This is a genomic window from Oceanipulchritudo coccoides (assembly GCF_010500615.1).
Lineage (GTDB): Bacteria > Verrucomicrobiota > Verrucomicrobiia > Opitutales > Oceanipulchritudinaceae > Oceanipulchritudo > Oceanipulchritudo coccoides.
Map to the genome: position 1 here is coordinate 1,044,510 of NZ_JAAGNX010000001.1, position 24,019 is coordinate 1,068,528.

The following is a 24,019-nucleotide window of genomic DNA, read 5'->3' on the forward strand; positions in this document are numbered from 1 at the left end:
GGTAATCAACAACTAGGGGGTTTCGTTTATTTATGGTTGACAAATGGAGCGGTTTAGGTCTAGGAGTTACCTAGTTGGTTAGGGGATGAGTAGCAGCAGCAAAGTGAGAGGTCGTTTGGATCTCGAGGCCATGGAGCCCCGTCTGTTGTTGTCAGGAGACTCACTGGGAGTGCTTTTGACCTTGGAAACGGAGACTTTCGAAGAACCCCCGGACGCCATAATTGTCCAGTTTGAGAATGAAATTTCCGCGGAAACGGACGGGCAAAACGGGACGGATATCTTTAGTGATATTGAGGACGAAGCGATTCTCAATGCTGCCCCAAGTGGCAGCCAAGTGGTGGAAACTGATTCCCGGAATTGTGATGTTTTTGAGTTGGAAGACTTAAAGGGGACAGTGTCCACCACACATTTTAGTGCGCCTGTCAGCGCTGTCATGATCCATGGAAATGGATCGGGTAATGACGCAGTCATGACAGAACAAATTGTCACGACCTTGCACGCGGCAAACGGCCCGCCTGCGGGTGAAGCAGTTGCTAACCAACTGGTTGAAGACATTGCTGCAAACAAAATCCAATCCGCCACCTTCCTTGCAAATGACGGAGCGTGGGAGAACGTAATCAATGAAGCCCGGCAAAACTGGGCTCTTTTTGTATATTCAGAGGAGCTTCTGGGGCGGCTTGACGCGATCTCGGTGAGTGTGGCCGATCTGCCGGGTGGCATCCTTGGCGAGGCCCGCGGACTGGATATCACACTGGACATCGATGCGGCTGGGCGTGGCTGGTATGTTGATCCCACACCTGGCGACCATAGCGAATTTGTCCTGCAGAGTGACGGCAGTTATATTGGTGGCAACGGCGTGGATCTCCTCACCGTAGTCATGCACGAGATGGGCCACGTGCTCGGACTTGAAGATGGAGGGTATAACGGATCGGCCGATCTGATGGATGGTGTTGTGAGCGAAGGGATTCGTTTGCTTCCGGACAGTGGCTTCGAATTATCATCATCCCTTCAACCTGTTGAGCTTGGCTACGCAGTGGCAGATGCGATTGTTGCCGGCCTGAGTACCAGTACCGAGGAAGGGTTGACGGCCATCACTGCGGCCCTGCAGGATTTGTTCGAATCCAATTCTGCTTTCGGGAATGTTGTTCCGGGAGTCCTCGAGACCCAGGGAACAGGTGAGGACGTCGTCGAGTCAGCACCCACCGTCTTGCAGATCCTCGATATGCCAACCGATATCGCGGAGAACTTCAGTCCCTCTGCCAATCCTGGATTCTACTACTCAGGGCCCGATACCCTTCAGGACCGGTATGAGTGGATAAAGAGCCTTGAACTGCAGATTTTCTACCCGCCCGACATCGCCAAGGATGAAGGTGCCCTCTATGCGATGGATCTGGATGGGGATGACAAGGTGACTTGGGAAGAAGCCTTCAACGTCCTCGTGGTCGGACAAATCATTTCCTATCTCAACACGGCGACGATTCTGGAATTCGATGGAGATCCGGGAATTGATGACGATGACGTCACCCTAAACCTGAACTATTTCTTCAACGGTGGCATTGCGGTTCTTATTCCGGGCTTTGAATTGCCTGATTTCCTGACAGATCGCTTCAACCTGAGCATTTCTTCGAGTATTGAGTCAATCGGGACGGACATGAAGTTTGATCTGGACCTGACCCTGTCCTTCAAACACGACAACACGCTTTATCTCGGGTATGAATCGGAGCAACTCGGAATTGTCACAGACCCGACCCTTCCTGGCTCAACCGCCAGCCCGACCCTTCTTGATGTCGATGCGGGAGTTCACTTCAAGGGTCTCATGATCGGGTTCCTCAATGTGGGCGGTAGCGTCAGTGCCTCCGACTTTGTCTTTGCCGTACAGGACAAACCCTCCGATCCGAATGACGGCATGGTCGTGAGCGTGGAAATGGATCAGTCGGGAACCATTGATGCCGACGGATCTCCGCTTGCACGGACTTTCAATATTAACGTGGGATTCCTCGGGGCATCGGTCACCAATGGTGAAATCAAGCTTGATATGGATCAGGAAGGCGGCGCTTCTGATCCAAGTAATCCGGATGCCCTTGGATTTACCCTGGATCAGCAAGGGGTTCCTTATTCGAGCGGGGTGATCCTGGCCGACGCGGTTCCTGAGCCGGTTGATTATGTCCTCCCGAATGAAATTATTTTCACACTGACTGTTGGAACCAACACCTACAGCCCGACAACCGAAGTGACGGTTCCGTTCCCGGACACAAATTCTCCGGCACCCAACACTTCCATTGCTGATCTCGTCGGGGATGTTGACGCCGCTCTTCCCGGTAGCCTTTCCAGCCTGATCGGTGTGGGCCACACGGGTGGTAAGATCCAGCTCAGCCTGCCGAACGTGACCACTTACAAAATTGGATTTGCCAATGAGGCCTCCGGAAGCAATTCCATCACCGGAACTTCCGCTGCGTCAGTCATCGGCAGCACCAACCCGGGAGTTGTCAGATTCCTCCTGTCCCTTGACGGCTCTCTTCCGAAATTAATCAGCTTCACACCCACAGTGGTGGATCATGACGCTGACGCAAATACGCCTGATGAAGTAACAGTCTTTACCCTCGGACTGGGATTGAATATCTCCCTTGTTCTCGAAGGTCTTGGCAGTGTGACCGCTTCGATTGACGGTGCGGGCAAAGTGACCTTCACCGCGGGGGCTGGGCACACCTTGGAAATTACCCATACCTTGACGATTGATACCGTTTCGGAAATCACCCTTGCCGAGCTCGCAAGTGGTCAACTCTTCGATGTAGATCCCGTAGCACCCGGTGAATTCCTGCTGAATCTATCCGTGGTCACCTTGCCGGGACTGGAAAAGCCCGACAGCACGGTATGGGAACCCGTCGGAACGATTGATTTCACGCTCGATCCGTGGGACAGCAACGTGATTGATGCAGTCATTGTCGATGTCAACCCTGTCACCGGTGATAACGTCCTCCGTTCGCGTTATGCCCTGAAAGATACCGGCGGGAATTTGCTTGCCGACCCCAATTCCGGATCGGACATGCACGAGTTGCTAGACTTCAATGTCATCACAACGACGGAGATCCTTGGCTTGATCAATCAGTTGGGCAACTGGTTCGGTCGCCTTAACGCAAGTGAGCTTTTCAATGAGTTTGATATTCTCTTCGCGGATCTTGCTTTGGGGAAATTGCTGGACTTCCCGGATCTCATCACCGACACGCTGCTGATCGATGATGCCGATGACGGGGTGAAGGCAGCCACCAATGATATCAATCGTCTTTTGAATTGGGTCAAAATCAACGACCAGGATCAGCTCTCACCCTTATTCCTGACTGCCCAGCAGTTGGAGGTTGAGTTGGCTGGAATCCTTTACGACATTGACGATGAACTTTCACTTGGGCGCTTTGCGGACCTGAATGCCGCGAAGGATTATGTCGATGCCACCTATGACCCAATTAATGACCGCCTGACCTACGAACTTATTCTGGATCATGAATTGATCCCGCAAGAGGTTGACCTTGATTTCGATATGGATCTGGGCGACCTGGGCAGCTGGGATAGCGACACCCTCACCCAGACCGGCATCGAAGTGGAAGGGAAAGTGAAGCTACTCGCCACCGGTCAGCTTGGCTTTACCGTTGGTCTTAAAATGGGCAACGCGGTGGAGGCTCTCATTGATTCTGCAAACTTGGCAGACCTCAATGCCGGCGCCGGGATCACCATCAATGACCACTTGGCCCTGACCACGCTCGATGTCATCACGCCGGTTTATGGGCGCCTTAGTGCGGATGCGGAATTCAAGCTCACGGTGATCCGGTCAACGCCGAGTGTCTCTGTCCACACGATTGAAATCCTGAAGAGTGTCACAGACAACAATGACAGCCTGGACGATCTCAAGGGTGACCTGAACTGGGAGCTTATCGGCACGGGAATCACAGCTGAGATTGAAGCCGGCTACATTGTCCTGAAGGCGACCGATCCGACCATTATCCAATTCCAGATCCAGTCAAACTCCGGTAATACCGCCTTCACTGAGTTTGGACTGCAGCCCGAGGCCGCTGCAACGGTCAACTTAATCGCTCCTGCTCCGATCGACCGGGATCTTGAGGTGGCGAACATCATTTTTGATGGGGTGGATCCCGGGTGGGATTTGCCATTTATACTGACGATTTACCGGCCCGGTGGACCCGATGTCTTCAATTTGAATGTCACTACGGCAATGACGACCGGTAACTCGACTTACAATGACCTCGTTACCGATTTCAATACCGTCATCTCAGCCGCCCTTGAACTCGAGTACGGGCTCAATGGAGCAAGTGACGTGGTCGTTAGCCAGGCTCTTGGTTACCTTGTCTTCAGCGCCACCCATGAGGATATTGTCGCCCTTAAAGTCACGCCCAATGGTGTAGTGGCGAATGAGAATCGTTCCCTTCGGGCAACCGGTCTGGACTTTTATACGCTTCAAAGAAACCTTGAGGAGATAGGGGTCGCCAGTGATGTGGATCCAACCTCCCTTGTGGCTTCGGTCGTTTACCGCGGGCCGACCATCCCGACGGATGATGCCGCGAGCGGTTCCACTTTCGGACGCCTGTCACAAGACGCGAATTTCACGATAAACGGGGTTGCCATTTCAATTGATGAGGATGCGACAAACAAGACCAACAGTTCCATCGATGACCTTGTTTTCGACTTCAATCAGGCAATCAATGCAACATCCCTGAAGGGCAAGGTCATTGTCGAGAACATCGCTGGCTACATTCAACTGCGCTCGATTGATACCGGGATAAACTCGCTCACCATAGCTGGATTGAATTCGACCGAAGCCCGCGAACTGGGGCTTGAGGAAACAACAAAGTCCCTTGAGCTCTCCCTGACGGCAAACAAGCTCGCACCGATTTCATACGGGGTCACAAGCGATGCCACCTTTGAACTTGTTGTCACTGGCGGGGCCAATGCCGGCACTTTCACGGTGACGATCGACGACAATAACACAATCCGCAACCGGACCATCTACGACCTTGCAGGGACCATCAACAGCGCGATCAATGCAGCTTACATCGATTACAACGAGGCCAACACGACTGAGTTGGTGAATCCGCTGGCAGTCATTGTCCAAGCAGGAAAGATTGTCATTGGTCCGAAGATCGGTGACGGGAGCGGCGCGGCCCTCTATAATCCCTATGACGGATTAAAGAATAACCCGGCAACCTCCGCGGCGGGCATAACCGCCTTCAGTATCGAACCCACCAGCACTTCAGCAGCTGATCAGCTCAAGTTGGCGAGCGGCGTGAATGTGGTGAACAATGCGAACCTGGCTGATCTGCTCATCTATACTCGTGATGGAAGTATGTATTCCGTTTCCCTGGACAGTTTGCGGGATCCTGCTCCAAACAGCGTGCCCAAGCTGGTCGGAACGCTGGGTGCTCTCAAGACGCTGATCAGTACGGAGACTTCAGGCAAAGTGGAATTGGCGGTGGCGAACGACGGTGTGAGCCTGCTCCTGATTGATAAATCCTTGCCGGGTGATACGGATTTCACAGATGACCCGGGTGTCTTGCGCGTGGCCATTTTCAACGGATCACCAGCGGCCATCCAGCTGGGCATTTTCGGATCGGATACCAGTCCGCTCAATTCCGGCAGCTATATTTTCAATCCGAACTTCGGGAATCCGGACGGTATCATTGAAGGTGCCCGCGTTGCGACTGTTGATCCAGTTGACCGGTTCTTCATCCGCGATGTCATCGCAAGTGCGAGCCTGACGGTCTCCACTGTTGATGAGGATGATTCGGGCACAACACCCGATGCGACCGCAGAGGCTAACTTTGGCTTTGTCGGGGTAAAACTCGAGACAACAAGCCAGAATCAGGAGCTCTTCACGGCAAATGTGACCGTTCCGTTTATTAAGACCGAGATGACCCTCGGCCAGCTATACGATGGATTGGTGGATACAGAAACCGTTCTCACTTTTATCGGATATCCCACCTTGAAGACGCATGAAAATCCGGATCCGCCAGCTTCCTTCACGTTAAAGGCATCCATTTTCCCGTCGCTCCCGTCAGGTCTTCTGACCCTTGGCGCTTCCCCGGAATTACAATTCACGATCAACAATCCCGGGTACCTCCATCCCGACCTTGGTGACCCAAGCAATGTTGTTGAGTTTGAACTGCCGGACATCTCCGTAACGGGTGTGGATATCGGCGACCTTGCTGACTTTACAGCCCTCGAGTTTGATGGAGTGCTTGCGGCATTGAAGCAAATTTCAGCCTTTCTGGATACCTTTGCCGACTACACATTCCTCGGGGAGGAGATCCCCCTCATCGGGGTGAGTGTCAATGACCTGCTCGAAGTGGCGGAAAAATTTGGTGATGCCGTGGAAGCAGTTGAATTGAATCCGGCCGGTGGCTTGCAATTGCTGGATCAGAAGATCCGTGAAGCCTTCACGCTTCCTGAATTTGCCAATCCGAGCGCCCTCAATGACTACTTTGCCAATCTGGGAATTCCGGACCCGACAGACCTGATCACTTTTGCCTTGGAAAACCTCACCGGTGGCGACTTCCTTCGCTTCGATCTTCGCTTGCCGATTGGCTTCAGTGAAGGCCGATCCATTGATCTGGATCTTGGCGAAGCCCTTGGCGTCGATCTGGGTCCTGTCGATATACAGGGTGGGGCAGGCTTTAACCTGACCGGTTACCTCGATGCCCGTCTGTCATTTGGCATCGACCTGAACGATCCCACAAAGATCCATCTCTTCACCAACGCCAGTGGTGTCTTCGGAAAACTCTCAGCAAAGGCCAGTAACCTCGCCTTTAATGCAGCCCTTGGTCCGCTTGGTGTCTTTATCAAGGACGGCAACATTGATGTGTCGATCACCTTTGAGCTGGATAACGGAGCATTCGCTGCAGGCTCGGATGTGCACACAGAAATCAGCTCTGCAAGTGACCTTGCGGGATTGTTCCTTGGTGATGATGTCGATGACTTTTCGCCCAGCCTGACCGGGTCGATTGCAGCAACCTTGCCGGTCTATGTTCCGACCGATTCCGATTTCCTTGGGGATATCAAGCTCGACCTGACGGGAACAAATGCCATCTCCATAGCGCAGCTGTCACCGGATTACGGACTGGTCATTCCGAATTTCAGCGACCCTGGAATTCTTACCATACCGGACTTCAGCGGCATTGATCTCTCCTCCATCAATCCCTTCAACAGCATCCCGCTGATGCTGGATTCCCTCGATTTCTTCCTCTTGGGATTGCAGGATATTGTCGATGGTGAGGTCTTTGGGTTTGAGCTGCCATTGATTGGCGACCAGCTTTCCAGCGCCGCCGGCTTCATAGATGACCTCCGCAAGGACGTGATCAAACCGATCCGGCAATTTGTCGAACAAGCACCCGAGCTCGGACAGGAATTGATCCAGAAGCTGATCTTCTCACTTCTTGGCCCAGGTAGTGATGATGTGACCTTTGGAGGCGACTCCCTCCATGGCTTCCTTGGCCTTTCGAGCCCGATTCCCGGTCTTGATTTACTTGTCAATTACCTGACCGGAGCTGACCTGCCCGGAACCATTACCCAAGCTGTCATCGACTCGGCTGTTGTCGCCAGCAACCCTGCGGAAAATGACTTCCGCTGGCTGTTCCGCTTGCGTGACGAATTTACTCCGCCTGTCGATTTTGATTTTGACCTGGGCTGGGATGCGCTCGGCCTGGACATGGACGTGGGGCTTGATGTCACCATGTCGTGGGATCTCGCTCTTGGCCTTGGAATCAGCCTGACCGATGGAGCGTACCTCTACGTTGGCGACCATGGCCGGACGGATGGGGATGCGGATACGGAAGAACTAGTCCTGAATCTTGAGGTCGAGCTTGAGGATGGTTCCGATCTTGATGGTCGACTGGCCTTCCTTCAGCTGATTGCAGAGGAGTCAACAGTCCCTGATCCCGACCTCGAAGGCGAAAACACTTACTTTGAGGCGACCTTCAAGGTCGACTTGATCGAGAAAAACCCGACGGACGTGAACGACGGAAATATCCTCACCTTCTCTGAACTGGGGAGCCTGGATGCAGTCGTTTCCATGGATGCTGAAGCGGAAGTGAACCTCTTCCTGCGGCTCCAGTTCAATGAAGACCTGCTGCCCGAGGCTGTCACCGCGCTTCTTCCTGCAGTGGAGGCACGATTTGTCCTTGATTGGGAAACGGGGGATATCTTTGCCGATAACTTCAGCCTTGGCGGAAGCCTCAAGCTCCTTGCCTTCAAGGAAGTCACTTTTGATCTTGGTTCCTTCCTGAATGATTTCCTAGGTCCGGTACTTGGCAAGATTCAGGAAATCACCGGTCCCTTGCAGCCGATTATTGATGTCGTGACATTCCCGATACCGGTGATCTCACAACTGGCTGGACAGCCAGTGACGCTTGTCGATATTGCCGGCCTCACGGGGTATGTCGAACCTGCGATGATCTATGCGATTGCCGACATCATCGAGTTGATCAACAAGATTGACGCCAGTTCCGACTCCTTGACCGTGACATTGGGAGACTTTGCCCTGATTGACACGGCAGGCGGGGTGGGCGATGCCAGCCTTGCTGAAAGCCTTTCCCTTCCAACCTTCGATCTGTCGAATGACACCGTCTTTGACCTGAATGGTGCCTTGACCGACAGTGGCCTCGGAAGCTTTATCGACAATATCGGGGCTTTCAAGGATCTCCTTTCCGGAGAGACTGGCAGCACTGCTGACCTGACCAAGGACCTCATCAGCGACTCGGAAGCTGGGAGTAGCGGCTTCAAGTTCCCCATCTACGAAAATCCTGCCTCTATCTTTGGACTTCTTCTTGGGAGAAATGTTGATTTGGTAACTTACGACCTTGCACCCTTCGGGATGGACTTCACCTACACCCAGAAGTTCCCGATTTGGGACGGACTCTTCGCACGCATTACCGGAAGTGCCGGACTGACCATTGACCTGGCCTTTGGCTATGACACTCAGGGCGTCCGGGAATTTGCCGATGGCGGATTCAGCAACCCGCTTGATCTGCTCGCTGGCTTCTTTGTCAGTGATACAAACCTTGGCCCGACCGATGTGCCCGAGCTGGTCCTTCGTGGTGAGCTCTTTGCCGGGGCCGAGCTCAACCTGGGTATTGCCAGTGCCGGTGCTGAAGGCGGAATAATCCTGACGGTCAACTTCGACCTTTTCGATCCGGACCGCGACGGTAAAGTCCGTGTGGATGAATTGCTGGGTAACTTCCTGTACGAATTCCAATACGGCAATCCGCTGCTGGCCCCCGTCGCCATCTTTGATGTCTTCGGTGATGTCGTTGCACAATTGCGGCTCTTTGTTGAATCCGCCTTCTTCAAATTCACTTTCAATATCACACCGCCGATCACCCTCTTTGAATTCAGTATTCCATTTGAACGTGAGCCCTTCCTGGCCACCGAACGGGGTGACGGGACCGTCCTGCTCAATATTGGTCCGAATTCAATCCAGCGCCTGAACGGCGATACCCGGGACATTGCCGAAAAGATTTATGTCCGCAGCCTTGATTCCAACACCATTGAAGTCTGGGGAGAAGATCTCGGTGTGAAGGAAAGTGCTGCCCAGAAATACGATCTTGGTGAAAATAAGATCATCGTCGGATATGGCGGAGAAGGGAATGATTTGATCGACCTTTCGGGTGTCACGCATGATGGCATTTCCTACATCATTGAAGGTGGTGCTGGGGATGACACCCTTATCGGGGCACAGGCCGGCGGCATCATTAGAGGCGACGAAGGGAATGACACACTCACAGGTGGAGACGGAACTGACCTGATAATCGGTGGTGAAGGAAGCGACACTATTCATGGTGGTGGAAGTCGCGACTACATCTTCGGGGATACGGGAAGACTTTCTGTTAGTGATCAGGGAACTGACACACCCCTGGATGACATAGCCCTCCGTATCCGTGCGCTTTCAGGTGAGCGGGACGGGGTGGATACCATCTTCGGCGATGGGGGTGACGATATCATCTTCGGAGGAGGAAATATTGATACGATCAATGGTGACGCAGGTGATGACCTGATCTTCGGTGACGGTGGATATTTTGAATTTGTCAGTGGTGATATTCCGATGAACGGCGGCTTTATCGATCTGGATGAGCTCAGTTTCCGCGGCCCGGGAGCCAAGGACATCATCTACGGTAATGCGGACAAGGATACCATCCTTGCAGGTGCTGGTGACGACTTTGTTGACGGTGGTGCACAGAATGACGTCATCCTCGGTGGATACGGGTTTGATACACTCTATGGTGGAACAGGCGCCGACTACATTTACGGTAACGAAAATGACGATATTATCTTCGGGTTGCGCGATCCTTATCCGCCAAGCGCCTTCACACCGGATGCCGCGGATAATGTAGACGACGACTTGGGTGACTATGTCGAGGGTGGAGATGGAAATGACTACATCCGTGGTCAAGCGAACGACGATACCCTACATGGCAACCGTGGCGCTGATATCATCTTCGGCGGCACCGAGGAAGATACCATCGGCGCCGGTGTCCTGATGGAACCCTGGAATCCAAGCCCCGTTTATCCTGTCTACGACAATGAAGCCGGTGGCGACATTATCTTTGGTGGAGCAGACGACGACACAATCGACGCGGGTGAAGGTTCTGATATCGTCTTCGGTGATGATGGGCTCGTCGCCTATCTCGACTTTGATGATACAACCGGATTGCTCCCAGTTGGACAGACCGGATCACGGATCCGCACTGATTCGGGCGGCACCCACAAGCTGATTGGCGATGATGATGCTTCCCTCATCGGCACTTATGGCACAATTGATGACACTGATACTCTCAGCCTCGACTTGATCGTGACTGCACCGGTCGCCACAGACGGCTCGGACTACATAGTCGGCGGAAACGGCAAGGATATCATCTTTGGTGGCGGTAGTGATGCTGGTGTCCTGCCCACAGGCCCGCAAAGGGATACGATTTTTGGAGACTTTGACCCGAGTGTCGAACTGATCGGACCGCGTCCATCCGGTCAGGATTTGATCATTGGTGACGGGGGCCGGATTGAACTCTTCGGCCGGCGGTATGCCAAGGCAAAGGCCATTTCCGACTCGAACGACGGAGTGGACTACATTTCCGGCAACGACAACGGTGACTACATCTTTGGTGGTGGCGATGAAGACAGGATTTATGGATTCGAGGATCCCGTAAGCTTCTCAAATTCGCTGCTCGAGGGAGTCAGTGATAATGATGTCATTCTCGGTGACAACGGGGAAATCCACTACAATGCGAATGAGTTGGAGAATCGCATCAAGAAGATCTACACCACCTACACAGCCGGTGACTCAGGTCGCTCCGATTACATCTTGGGGAATGAAGGCAACGATGTCATTCTGGGTGGACTCAACAGCAGCGAGGATATCCTGAACGGGAATCTTGGTTCCGATGTGATCATCGGTGACCAGGGTGAGCTCATCTTTGATGCAGACGCTGACCTCGATACTCTGGACAGCATCAGCTCGTACGACAACAACCTGGGTGGATCGGATATTATTTCCGGGCATCAGGGTGATGATGTCCTGATCGGTGGAACAGCTGGTGATACGATGTACGGCGACGATGCCACGGCCTCAAACGGAGCGGATGACGGCGAAGACATCATGCTCGGTGACAATGGGGATATTTTCCTCATTGGTCTTACCGGACGCCTCCTTGTCCAAGTCGCGGCAATGCCCGCAGGGACCGCAGTGGACCTGATCGAGACAAAGGATTCGGCTGAATCAACCGGTGGTCCCGATATCATGTCAGGCAATGCCAAGGCAGACATCATGCTCGGTGGCGTGAATAATGCCGGAGTGGACACGATGTTCGGGGACATCGACTCAACGACCCCGGCGACAATTGCTGACGACGGCAATGACATCCTCCTTGGCGACAACGGCCTGCTCGACTTTACCTATCTCACAGACACCGATCGCAACACGCTCGACCTGATCCAGTCAGCTGAGGACACTTTTGGAGGGACTGACATCATCTCCGGCAACAAGGGTCTTGACGTGGCAATCGGCGGGACCGGAGGCGACACCATATACGGTGATGACGCCACTGCATCCGCAGCCGATGCTGATCTTGAAGACCTGCTCATCGGCGACAATGCTGACATCTTCCTGGTGGCCGTAAACGGGGCGACGGGGCCGGACCTGAAGGTTGTCCTCGACACGGCCGTCAAGACCATCACCACGACAGATACGATTGATTGGAGCAATACCGGTGGAGTGGATACAATTTCCGGTAATGCGAAGGGCGACATCATCGCTGGTGGTGTTTTCGGTGACTTGATTTACGGTGACCGGGAAGTTCCGAATCCGACGACAACGGGCGATGATGGGGACGACCTCATCCTGGGGGACAACGGCTCCTTCGAATGGTTGTCCACCGGGCGCCTTTCGGAAGTCCTCGGAATCGATGTATTTGCGAATAACTACGACTTGTACAACTGGTTCGATGTTGGAACCGATACGGACCTTGGTACCCTCGACCTCGTGACAACCGAGCAACCGACATTCGGTGGCCGGGACATGATCTATGGGGACGAGGGCAATGACGTTGTCTTTGGCGGAACTGATACCGACATTATTTATGGTGATGACGGGGATGAAGTCGGGACGACCACCAACAACGACGTCCTCTTTGGTGACCATGGTCGCCTCTATCCGCAGTTTGCCCGCTTCGAGCTTCCGAACAGCACGGTTCTGGTCCCTGCTGATTATCCTTCGCGCAACTTCTTCGCCATTGACACGGGCGATACCCATGGCGGTGCCGGCGATGTCATGCATGGGGAAGAGGGCGATGACCTGATGGTTGGACAGCAGGGTGATGACCGTATGTGGGGCGGCAGTGAAGACGACGATATGATCGGCGGGCACAACGTTGCCGAGGGATATGATGAGCTGGGAACGCCCGTGATCGATGCGCTCCTGAATCCTCCGGATAATCTGGCCATGAACGACCTCATGGACGGCGGCACTGGCAATGACGCCATGGCAGGCGACAATGCCATCATCTGGCGTCGTGGGGACGACATTACACCGCGCTTCCGGGAAGTGATGGGTGACGTGATCTACACCACCGGTCCGGACCAGGTTGACACCATCATCACGAACGTCGGTTCCGTCTACCAGAGCGATCCGGATGATGCCGCAGGGCGTGATGTTCAACTCCTCAACCACTCAGATGCTGTTCAGGCCAATCCGCTTGGGCGCTATGGAGCAGATGTCATGGCCGGTGGGGCCGACTCAGATGTGATGTATGGCCAGTTGGGTGATGACCTTATGCAAGGCGACGGATCGATTGAATCAGTTGCCGTGGGTAATCCCTACATCAGCCATCAACTGGATGTGAGCGACTCCGGTAACAATCCGGACACGGATGAAACACTTTACTTCAATATTCCTGAAGCCGTCACGGACGGGAATGATTACATGGAAGGCAATGGCGGTAACGATCTCATGTATGGCGGTCTTGGCCAGGACGATATCATTGGCGGCAGCTCGGCGCTTTTCGGGTTGGATGCGGCAAATGCCCTGATCCTCGGAGTCGAGGAGGAAGCCCTGCGACCGGACGGATCTGACATTATCTTTGGCGGGGCAGGAATTGATATTGCAAGAAATGACATTGGCGATGCCACCGAAGACGGAGTAACGCACGTCATCACAACCGATCCCACAGGCCACTCCCGTGACGCGGATTACATCATGGGCGACAATGCCAATGTCTATCGCCTCGTGGATGCTGCTGAGGATGCATTCCTCGTCTTCAATTACGACCTGACCACGGAATTTGAAAACCGGGGAACTTCAGCTGACAAGATTATCCCGCGTGCCATGGAGCAGCTTGACTACACGCTCGGTGGTGCGGATTACGCCGGTGGCACTTACACCCCGGATGGCGTTGCTGACATTTTGAATGGTCTCGTTGATAACGGATTGCCTGATGTGATTCATGGTGAATCCGGTGATGATATCATCTTCGGCATGACCGGTAGCGACGTCCTCTACGGGGAAGGCCAGGATGACGACATTGTCGGCGGCTACGGCAATGACTGGATCTCTGGTGGTACCGGGCAGGACGGCGTGCTCGGGGACGACGGGTTGATTCTCACCAGTCGCAACAGCACGATCGGCGAACCGCTTTATGGAATTGATGGGCTGCTTGCCTCCGATACGACCCGCAAGTATTCCAATGGAGACGCCCTTGATGAAACCATTTCCACACCCGGTGACATCCAGATCGCGATCATTAACGTGACGGGTGCCCTGAAGAAGACAATTGATCTGGTCCCGTTCAGCTATGATCCGCTTTGGATAGGAATGGATGACGAGTTCCCGGATAACGATACAAACATCCCATTTGCCGATGATATTATCTTTGGCGGCCTTGGGAGCGACTTCCTGCACGGTGCTTCCGGCGATGATGCCATCTCCGGCGCGGAAGCCCTTCCGCATGCCTATGTTCCGGTCTTCAATCTTCTTGGTGAAGCTGTCGGCATCCTCGATCTTGGATACGATGCCTTCACGATTACAAATCCCATCAATCCGGGAGATGTCCCTGACCTGACACTGAATCCGGGAGATGTCCTGGCCTTCAATCCAATTGATCTGGATGGACAGCATTTGAACAACCGCTTCCGTGCTGGGGAATTCTTCCTCTATGATGAATATGACCCGCTCAGGAAGATCCTTCTCGATTCGGATGGGAACCTTTGGAAGTCCGACTTGCAGGGTGTAGCTTATGAATTCCTGCTGAACTTTGACGAGTCCGAAGGCGTTGTGCGCGAGGCCGGATTGGTCCCGAAGCCAACCGGGCAGCAGACCGAAGATTATCCGCAGGTCAATGATGACGGCAAGGACGCCCTCTTCGGTGATAATGGCAACGACTGGCTCGTTGGTGGTACCGGTCGCGATAATTCCTATGGAGGGTGGGGCAACGATCTTCTCAATGCGGATGATGACCACGACGGCCATGATGATAGTAGCGACTTGAACAATACACCAGACACACATCCGACTTATGAAGACCGTGCCTACGGTGGTGCCGGGCGTGATGTCCTGATCGCTAATACGGGTGGTGACCGTCTCATTGACTGGGTTGGTGAATACAATAGCTACCTTGTGCCGTATGCCCCGTTTGGCATGGCGTCGGTCAGCCGGACTATGCAGCCGTTCCTGCCGGAATTCCTTTATGCTCTGTCTTCAGGTGATGGTGCTGATCCGACACGCTATGAAGATGCAATCAGCACCAATGTTCCTGAACCAACTCGCAATAATCCAAACCCATCCCGCAATGGTGAACCGTTTGGCGAGCTGGGCCTCGTCCTGCAAAAGGATTATGCATGGCAGGCGCAGACCGGTGCTCCCGCTGACCCGCAGGCCGGTAATATTCCCGGAGGCCCGCGTGATGTCCTTCGCACCTCCAGTTTCAATGACGGATATTCCGACGGCTTCTTCGCTGATAGCGGATTGTGGGCGGTTGAGGCCGGTGCATTCAGCGTGGCACCAGCAGTGCCCGGCGGGGATGCCCTGAGCGTGTATTATGTTGATCAATACATTCCGCAATACTTTGAAATGATGGCGACCTTGAATCCGGAAAAGCCGACAGGGGGAATCAAGAGCAATGCCTACATTATCTTCGATTACCAGACCGAGACTGATTTCAAGTTTGCCGGGATCAATGTCTCCAGCAACAAACTTGAAATCGGGCATCGTACGGATGACGCTTGGGTAGTGGATGTCCAGTCACCTGTTTCCGGATCCCTCAAGTCCGGGATCAACTACAACATCTTCCTGGCCATTAACGGAAGCAATGTAACACTCGTGGTCGACAATACTTACACCCTGACCCACACCTTTGAGCTGCGTGTCGATGAGCAAGGTTACACCTACGGCCTCAGTAAGGGCATGGTTGGCTTGGGCGCCAATAACTCCGTTGCGACAATTGATAATGTAGTTGTGCAAAAGCTCGCCCCGGAAGTGACTTTCACGGAATCCTCGGACTTTGTATCACCCACGCGAATGGGGTTTGACGTCCAGACTGCCGGATGGGCCTGTTCCGACGGTTGGTACACCGGGTCAGCTGACGGTGGTCTGCCAGCTGTCAATCTGATCACCAGCGCGGTTTCCCCGGCTGCCTTGATCATCCTTTCCACAACGCTCAACACGACAGGCGAGGGGGGCTTTGTCTTCGATTATTATGGACCGGATGATTACAAGTTTGTCACCCTTTCACAGGCAACAAATGAGATCCTGATCGGGCACCAGACCTCCAAGGGACTCGTCACCGATGCCGCATTCTCGGATTCTTCCCTGGGATCCGGAGACCATGACCTCCAGATGACCCTCAAGGGAAGCACGCTGAGTGTGGTCTGGAATGGCCAATTGGTTCTCAGTCATGCCTTCAATGCGATTGTCACCGATGGGGCCTTTGGAATTCTCAGTAACTCAGGTGCGACATCCTTCGATCAGGTCACTTTCCAGACCGACGATCCGGCCTACAGCAGTGATGGTTATCCGGATGTATATTTTGTAAAGGACCAGTCGAGCTACTACTGGGAAGACTACGATTACGTGGATGATGACTGGATTGAACCTACCCCGTAAAAAGAGGGTTGTCCTCGGCTAGTGACTTTAGCAATATGGGTTCTATGATAGCCCGTCGTTTCGTCTTTATCCTGCTCATACTGAGCGTTTCCGTAGCCCTGTTTTTCGCGTGGGATATAGCGCAATCCGCCGCGAATCCCCATCAGGATAAAAAAATTTCAACAGCTGCCTCCTTTGAGGAGTGGTCTGTTGAGACAGCCTGGACGGCTGATCCCACTTTGCTTTCCCGCGGAATTGAGCTGGCAAAGGTCCGGCGTGAAGACCTGAAGGACCTGATCCGCCGCGATCCGGCAGCCGCCTTGAATGAGGTGATCTCGCTTTCGGAATATGCCGCCCTTCCAGAAGAAATCCGCGCCTATGTTGAGCGACCGGTCAGTGCCTTTGGGAATATTGATCTTCTCTGGGCCACCCGGTTTGATGAGGCGGGCAACCGCATCTGTCTGCCGGAAAACCGTCTTTACTTGGATGGAAGCAGCTACGAGCTGCACGGACCCGGTCGTCGCGATGAGCAGCGTCCGGCATTCGGTGTGCCGGTCGTCGCTTATCTGGTCGATGACGTCGCCCTGATTCAGGAATCGCCGGTTTTGCCAGTGAGTGGTCCGGAGCTCGCTGCCGCTGAATTCCTTTTTGACCAATTGGAGGGTCAGGAATCGGATCCGCTGACCGGCATGCCCGTTGATGAGGAAACAGCCGCTGTCATTGGCGGGACGGTTTATCGCTTCACCGCTCCGGCGATGATTGAACAAGTGGAGTACGAGCTCACGCTCGCGGAAATGCAGGCCGCTGAGGACCGCTCCTACACGGTTGAAATGCCCTTTGCCTGGCTGGAGGCCAAGGATGGCAGGGCCACTACCTCTGGAATAACCGAGGCCAGCTATTTCGCGGATGACAATATTTCGGTCCTCGCGATTCGTTGTGATTTCTCCGATATTCCGGGAGCTCCCGTCAGCCAACTGGATCTGGAAACGGATCTGGCCGCGATCAGCGGACACCTCAATACGATGTCCTATGGGACTGCTTCGCTGACTTACTCTGTGACCTCGACACTGTACCAGCCGTCAGGCACTGGCACATCCTATGCCCAGGCCGGTGACAATGACGGACTCTATACAGACGTTCTGGCGGACTATGACGCTTCGCCTGATTACCTTGCCAGTTCCTCGTATGATGTGGTGATGATCTATTTCCCAAGCCTGTCAGGTGTCACGGACTCGCTGATCACTTACGGAGGCCTGGCCTCGGTGGGCGGAAGCCGACACTGGATCAACGGGCTCTCCACCAGCACATCCCGCATAGAGGTGATCACGCACGAATTCGGGCACAACTACGGCCTGTTTCACTCGAATTACTACCATCCTGAAAAGGGTATCAGTGGCTCCTACTACGGGGACAGCCTCGAGTATGGCGATATCTTTGATTTGATGGGCCAAGGGGACATCACCGATCCCTTGAACCCGGCGCACTTCAACATGTACCAGAAGAACGCCATCGACTGGCTTCCGGAAGTAAACATCGCCGACATAACCCTCGACGGGACTTATCGGGTTTATCGCTTTGATGACATCAATGCCCTCGACAATCCGGTCCTTGCCCTGCGCATTCCAATGGGGGGCGGCGTCACCTACTGGGTCGGCTACCGGCAATTGTACACCTCGGTTCCCAACTTTGTGAATGGCATCTATGTTGTCGCTGACGGCCTTGAACCGGTGCGTCCCGAACGGCCCACCTTGGTCGACATGACACCGGGTTCTTCAAGTCCTGAAACGGCGGACCGTCTTGACGCAGGCTTGGCTGTTGGAAATTTCCTCTACGACTCCACAAGCGGTGTCACCTTCACGCCGGTTGCCACCGGAACCGACGGGACCGGGGATGAATGGATCGATGTGACGATTGCCTTTGATCCGCGCGTTGGCTTTGCCGCCACCGACTTTGAATTTGACGAGGCGAGGGGAGTGGCTTCGGTAACGGTTCGTCGGTCATTCGGTGGCACCGGGGCTTTGACACTCGATTACGCAACCGCTGATGGATCGGCAGTTGCCGGTAGTGACTACAGCGCTGCCAGCGGATCGTTGAGCTGGGCTGATGGCGATACGAGTGACAAAATCATTACGATCGCCATTCTTCCGGATGCCCTCAGCGAAGGTATCGAGGATTTCTCGGTGACAATCAGTAATCCCTCGATCGGGACGATTCCCGCAGGCGAAGGAACCGCCACGGTCTCCATTCTTGATGCCGGTCAGCGCTTTGCTTCCTTTACGCCGGGCTTTTTCAACAACTCCGTCTATGCAATTGATTTCCAGAGCGATGGCCGCCCCATCATCGGGGGGACGATTGGTCATACCAGCGGGGAATTCGAAGGGGCCGGCAATATTGCCCGCCTGTCCCTGACGGGATCCGTTGATACCTCGTTCAATAACTCGGGGACAGGATTCAATAATCGCGTTCGTTGCATTGTCGTCCAGGATGATGACAAGATTCTCGTTGGAGGAGATTTCACGACATACAATGGGACACCCGCCAACCGGTTGATCCGGCTAAACAGTAATGGCTCCATCGATACAACTTTCTTGTCCAATATCGGAACAGGCTTTGATAACTCCATTCACACAATCGCCATCCAGCAGGACGGGGAAATCCTTGTTGGCGGGGACTTCGGGGATTTTAATGGAGTCCTGACCAGCAACCTCGGCTTGGTTCGCCTAGCCTCGGACGGAAACCCGGGTGCGGGGCTTGCGCTCCCCTTTGACACGGGCTTTGGTGCGAGAATCAAGGAGATCATTGTTGAGCCAAACGGGGATATCCTGGTGATCGGAAGTTTTTATATCGGCTGGACTGGCTCGGGTTTCCGCTCGGGTATTGCACGCCTGAATATCGATGGGTCCAGGGATGTTGGATTTGATCCGGACGGTGGATTGCATGCGGATACGGTCGTTTCAAGTTTGCGGACAGGATATGCGATGGGGATCAGTCCGGACGGTGATATCATCGTTGGGGGATCCTTCTCAGCGTATGATGAAAATTCCGCTGAAAATTTTGCCCGCGTAAATACCAACGGGACCTTTGACAGCACCTTGGCCTCACCCTTGAACAGTCTGATCCGGACGGTTCTGGTCGAACCCTTTGGCGGGGTGTTATTCGGTGGGGAATTCAACTCCCCGGATTCGAGGCTCATGCGGGTTGATTCCAGTTTGAGCCACGATACGGCCTTTACTTCCTCTGGCGGGCCTTCAAGCCGCGTCTACACATTGGTCCATGGCCCCGACGGCTCCCTTTGGGTTGGCGGGAACTTCTTCGGATACAACGGGACAAGCTCCCGTCCGATTGTCCGGCTGGCGAGTGGGGTCTCCCCTTATGAATTCTGGGCAGGTGAGACCTTCACCAGGGCGCAGATTGCTGCGGGCTTGGCTGACCCGGATTTCGATCTGGATGGTGACGGCTTTGACAATATCACCGAGCTGGCTCTTGGGACAGATCCCAAGTTTGCCGACGCTTATTTGGTCTATGCAAACAACCTGATGGGTAGCTTTGAGCCGATTGATTCGGGTGGGTCGGACTATCTCCAGATCAGTGTGGACAAGGCCTCTGCTGAAGGCGGCCTCTGGTATGTGGCCCAGGTCTCATCTGATCTGGTGAACTGGAGTCCCAACCCGGCTGTGCCGGGGAATCATCCCGCGCTGGAGATTCTGGAGGATACCGCTGATCGACTGACCGTGCGTGACGCGACACCTCTGCTTCCCGGAGCACCGCGCTTTATTCGTCTGGTCTTCAAAAAGCCCGAATAGGCCTAGTAACGGCCCACGCCCTCGGCTGGTCGCAAGTCAAGGATGTGCATCATTCCATAGCCTACGCCGAAGAAAACCACACAGAGGAGCAAGGCCACGAAATAGCCTGAGAAGAAATCGGAAATACCAAGCTTGGCATTCCGGCGCATGATGTGCCCAAAGAGGATCCCGAAGGCGGCCACCGGGAAAATGGCCAGATTAAGAAAGAAAATATAGCCGAGATAGCCCATCAGGCCTGCGGTAGCGAGCTGTATAAGAAATCCGAGTGTTTTCATGATGATCCTTTTCTGTTCATGCAAATGCCCCTTCCGATTGGACATGGGGAGATCTAGGTAATTCCAACCACGCTGTCAAGGTGGGTGGGATTGCCCATTGACCAGATTGATGAGCCAACTTAAGTTGCCGGTTTAATTATTCCCCTTTGATTTCATGTCCAACACAGATAACCTGATTTCCGGCAAGCCGCTTCGCATATTGATCAACCCATATTCGGATGTGAGCCACGCGCGGGCCATTTTCGAACTCCTGAACCTGTACGCTCAGGATCCAATGGGCGGGGCCAAGCCACTCCCAGAGACTACCCGTCGTGACTTGGTGCCGGAGCTGCGCCGGCGCCCCTGGGTGGTCACGCTGCTGGCCTTGATTGGAGACCAGCCTGTTGGCCTTCTAATCGCGATGGAGGGCTTTTCCACCTTTGCCGCGCGCCCGTTGATGAATATCCACGATGTGGCTGTGCATCCGGATTACCGGAGCCAGGGAATCGGCTCGGCGCTGTTCCGTGAAGTTGAGAAGGTCTCCCTCAAGCGGGATTGTTGTAAATTAACCCTTGAAGTGCTCGAAGGGAATGAAAGAGCCAAGGCCCTTTACCAGCGCTGGGGCTTCCAGCCATACGAGTTGGACCCGGAAACCGGGGCGGCCCAGTTCTGGGAGAAACCGATTCAGCATTGAAATGCGCTGAAAACCTCTTTCTTTAAGTATCATGATATCTTGGTTCAAGCGATGGGGGATTCCTTCTCTTGCTGCGGTTGTCCTGCTCGGGGCAATCGGCATTCAATTGGTGGCTGGCATGAAGCCTGTTCCGGAGGGGAGCCTTGAGGCCCCGCTCGCGGATTCCATTCCTGCTGAATTGTCCGGCTGGAATGTCGAGGATCTTGACCTTGGACCAACCGAGTCGGTCACCCAGCGTTCGTATAATCTTTTGAAGCTCGATGACTTCATACACCGGCAGTACACGCGGGGAGACAAGTCCTTCTCCGTCTATGTCGCCTACTGGAAGCCCGGCAAGATGCCTGTGCGCCTTGTGAACCAGCATTCGCCGGACCGCTGCTGGACGGAAGTCGGGTTTACCTGCATTGACCGGGACTGGAATGTCCTGCGAAGCGTAGAGGGGGAGAATCTTCAACCCGCACAGTGGGGCGTCTATGAATTGGGTGACAGCAAGAATTACACGTACTTTTGGCATATTGTCGGCGAAGAGGCTCACTGGTACGGAGGCGAGCGGATCAATACAAGATCCTCGCTTTCCTCCATCTGGGAAGATTTCCGCAAATTCGGCCTGAATGTTCATCGTGAGCAATTCTTTGTCCGGGTGGTCAGTGCCCAACCGATGGATGCACTTTGGGAGATGCCCGGTTTCCAGACCGTGATGGCTGATCTGGCCGATCTCTGCCTGTCCGAACCCGAGCCTACGACCGAAGTGGCGGCAAAATGAAACAACTCATCATCATCGGGGCCGGCGGATTTGGCCGTGAAGTCCTAGAGTGGGCTAAACAATCGCCTGCTTACCGGCGCGAGTGGGAAATTGCCGGTTTTCTGGACGACCGGGCGGATTGTCTCGAGCGCTTTTCCGGCCTGGAGCTTCCACTTCTTGGCAACACGCACGACTACGAGCCCCGGAAAGATGATGTTTTCCTGTGTGCCATCGGCGTACCGCAGTTACGGATGGAAATGCGCAAGCGCTTTGAGGCCAAAGGAGCAGTCTTTACTCGATTGATTCACGAAAGCTGTGTTGTCGGGAGTCGAGTCGAGCTGGGGACAGGTGTGATCCTGTGCCCGCGCGTGGTCCTGACATGCGATATTTCCATCGGGGCCAACACGGCCATGAATGTCAGCACGGCGATGGGCCATGATGCCTCCATTGGCACGGATTGTCAGATTAGCAGCTTTTGTGATATTACCGGCTATGTGAAAATCGGGAATGAAGTATTTCTTGGAAGCCGCGCGTCAATTATTCCGGGCAAGCAAGTCGGTGACCGGTCAGTAATTGGTGCGGGTTCGGTCGTGGTGGCTGATGTCCCGGAAAAGGTGACCGTCTTTGGAAACCCGGCACGTTTGTTGTCCCGGCATGATTGACCTGCAGAAGATTGTTGCTGCCTACGGGGACCGGTGCCTTTTTGCCGGCCCGCGACAATCAATTGATTACCGCACCTTCCTTGAACTGGTGGAAGCCAGATCAAAGGCACTTTCGGATTCATCCAGCCAGCCGATTCACTTTCACAGACTCGAATGGCGTGCCGATTCATTTGCCGATTTGCTGGCGCGATTTCTCGCTGGCCAATCAGTTGTACTGGGCAACTCCAGCACGCTATCCGGGTTTGAGCTTTTTGCGGCATCTGCACCACTCCTGATTTTGAAAACGGGAGGAACCACCGGCGAGCCGCGACATGTTGTCCACTCGGTCAATACACTTCTCACACCCTATGCGCTTGAGGAGCGCCCGCAGAACCGGCTTCTTGTCCTGTATGCCGCTGACCACATCGCCGGTATTGATGCCTTTTTCCAGGCCCTTCATCGGGGAAGCACGCTGGTCATCCCTTCCAGCATGAATGCGAAAGCCCTTGCCTCGTGCATTGAAGAGCAATCCGTGCAGGTCTTGCCAGCCACGCCGACCTTCCTCCAGTTCCTGCTTCTCAGCGGTGAGCTTGAGGGTCGCGACCTCAGCAGCGTGACAACCATTCCCCACGGAGCGGAACCCATGCCAGCAGCCCTGCGCCAGCGGATCAGCGCACATTTTCCGAATGCCCGCTTATTGCAACGGTTTGGAATGACCGAGCTGGGCGCGCTACCGGTGCGCGCTGACCCGGAATATCCCGATGCCATGTTTCTCGATGAACCCGGATACGACTGGAAAGTTGAGGACGGGGAGCTCCTGATCAAAAGCCCGACGCGAATGCTGGGAACGCTCGAAGAGGGACTTGCCGATCCGGAAAGTGTTTGGCACCGGACCGGGGATCTGGCGGAAAAAACGCCGAATGGCTCAATCCGCGTTTTGGGTCGTCGCGAAGCCTTGATCAATATCGGCGGGACGAAAGTCGTGCCGGAAGTGGTGGAGGCGATGATTCTTGAGCAGCCCGGGGTACGGGATGCAGCCGTTTCGGCAATCCCCAATCCGCTCACCGGTCAGGCCCTTTGTGCAAAGGTGATTTTTGCGGGCGAACCTGATGTGCAAGGCCTGATGAAAGCGCTGAGACAGGCCTCGCGTGAGAAGGCACTCTCTCTTGCGCATGTCCCAACCCGGATTGAAGCCGTGACAGAGCTTGCCAAGACTGCTGTCGGTAAACGCCTCCGCCAGCAGGGAAAGGCTTGATTTTCCACG

7 protein-coding genes are annotated in these 24,019 nt (G+C 54.3%); 6 read left to right on the plus strand and 1 reads right to left on the minus strand.

Going from position 1 to position 24,019, the window contains the following annotated elements:
• Nucleotides 1-85 precede the first annotated feature (85 nt).
• Together G0Q06_RS04065 and G0Q06_RS04070 are read left to right on the plus strand one after the other, a co-directional pair.
• Nucleotides 86-16,642 carry a calcium-binding protein gene (locus G0Q06_RS04065; protein WP_163962705.1) on the plus strand — a complete coding sequence of 5,519 codons (16,557 nt, stop codon included), beginning with the start codon at nt 86-88 and terminating at the stop codon, nt 16,640-16,642.
• Nucleotides 16,643-16,677: 35 nt separating this feature from the next.
• Nucleotides 16,678-20,424, plus strand: a complete 3,747-nt coding sequence (locus tag G0Q06_RS04070; protein ID WP_163962707.1) for a Calx-beta domain-containing protein — start codon at nt 16,678-16,680, stop codon at nt 20,422-20,424.
• 2 nt (nt 20,425-20,426) lie between these two features.
• On the opposite strand, the gene G0Q06_RS04075 is transcribed toward G0Q06_RS04070, so the two are convergent.
• On the minus strand, nt 20,427-20,699 hold the full coding sequence (locus G0Q06_RS04075; protein ID WP_163962709.1) for a hypothetical protein: 273 nt from the start codon (nt 20,697-20,699) through the stop codon (nt 20,427-20,429).
• Nucleotides 20,700-20,853: 154 nt separating this feature from the next.
• Here G0Q06_RS04075 and G0Q06_RS04080 point away from each other — a divergent pair, with 154 nt between their 5' ends.
• From G0Q06_RS04080 to G0Q06_RS04095, 4 genes are read left to right on the plus strand one after another with little or no spacing between them, the layout of a single operon-like run.
• Complete coding sequence (locus tag G0Q06_RS04080; protein WP_163962711.1) at nt 20,854-21,372, plus strand: GNAT family N-acetyltransferase; 519 nt, start codon at nt 20,854-20,856, stop codon at nt 21,370-21,372.
• 31 nt (nt 21,373-21,403) lie between these two features.
• Complete coding sequence (locus G0Q06_RS04085) at nt 21,404-22,135, plus strand: exosortase-associated EpsI family protein (protein ID WP_163962714.1); 732 nt, start codon at nt 21,404-21,406, stop codon at nt 22,133-22,135.
• Nucleotides 22,132-22,776: an acetyltransferase gene (locus tag G0Q06_RS04090; protein ID WP_163962716.1), complete on the plus strand. Its 645-nt coding sequence runs from the start codon at nt 22,132-22,134 to the stop codon at nt 22,774-22,776. The genes G0Q06_RS04085 and G0Q06_RS04090 overlap by 4 nt, the downstream gene beginning before the upstream one ends.
• Nucleotides 22,769-24,010: an ANL family adenylate-forming protein gene (locus tag G0Q06_RS04095; protein ID WP_163962719.1), complete on the plus strand. Its 1,242-nt coding sequence runs from the start codon at nt 22,769-22,771 to the stop codon at nt 24,008-24,010. Before G0Q06_RS04090 ends, G0Q06_RS04095 begins: the two co-directional genes overlap by 8 nt.
• The last annotated feature ends 9 nt before the right edge of the window (nt 24,011-24,019 follow it).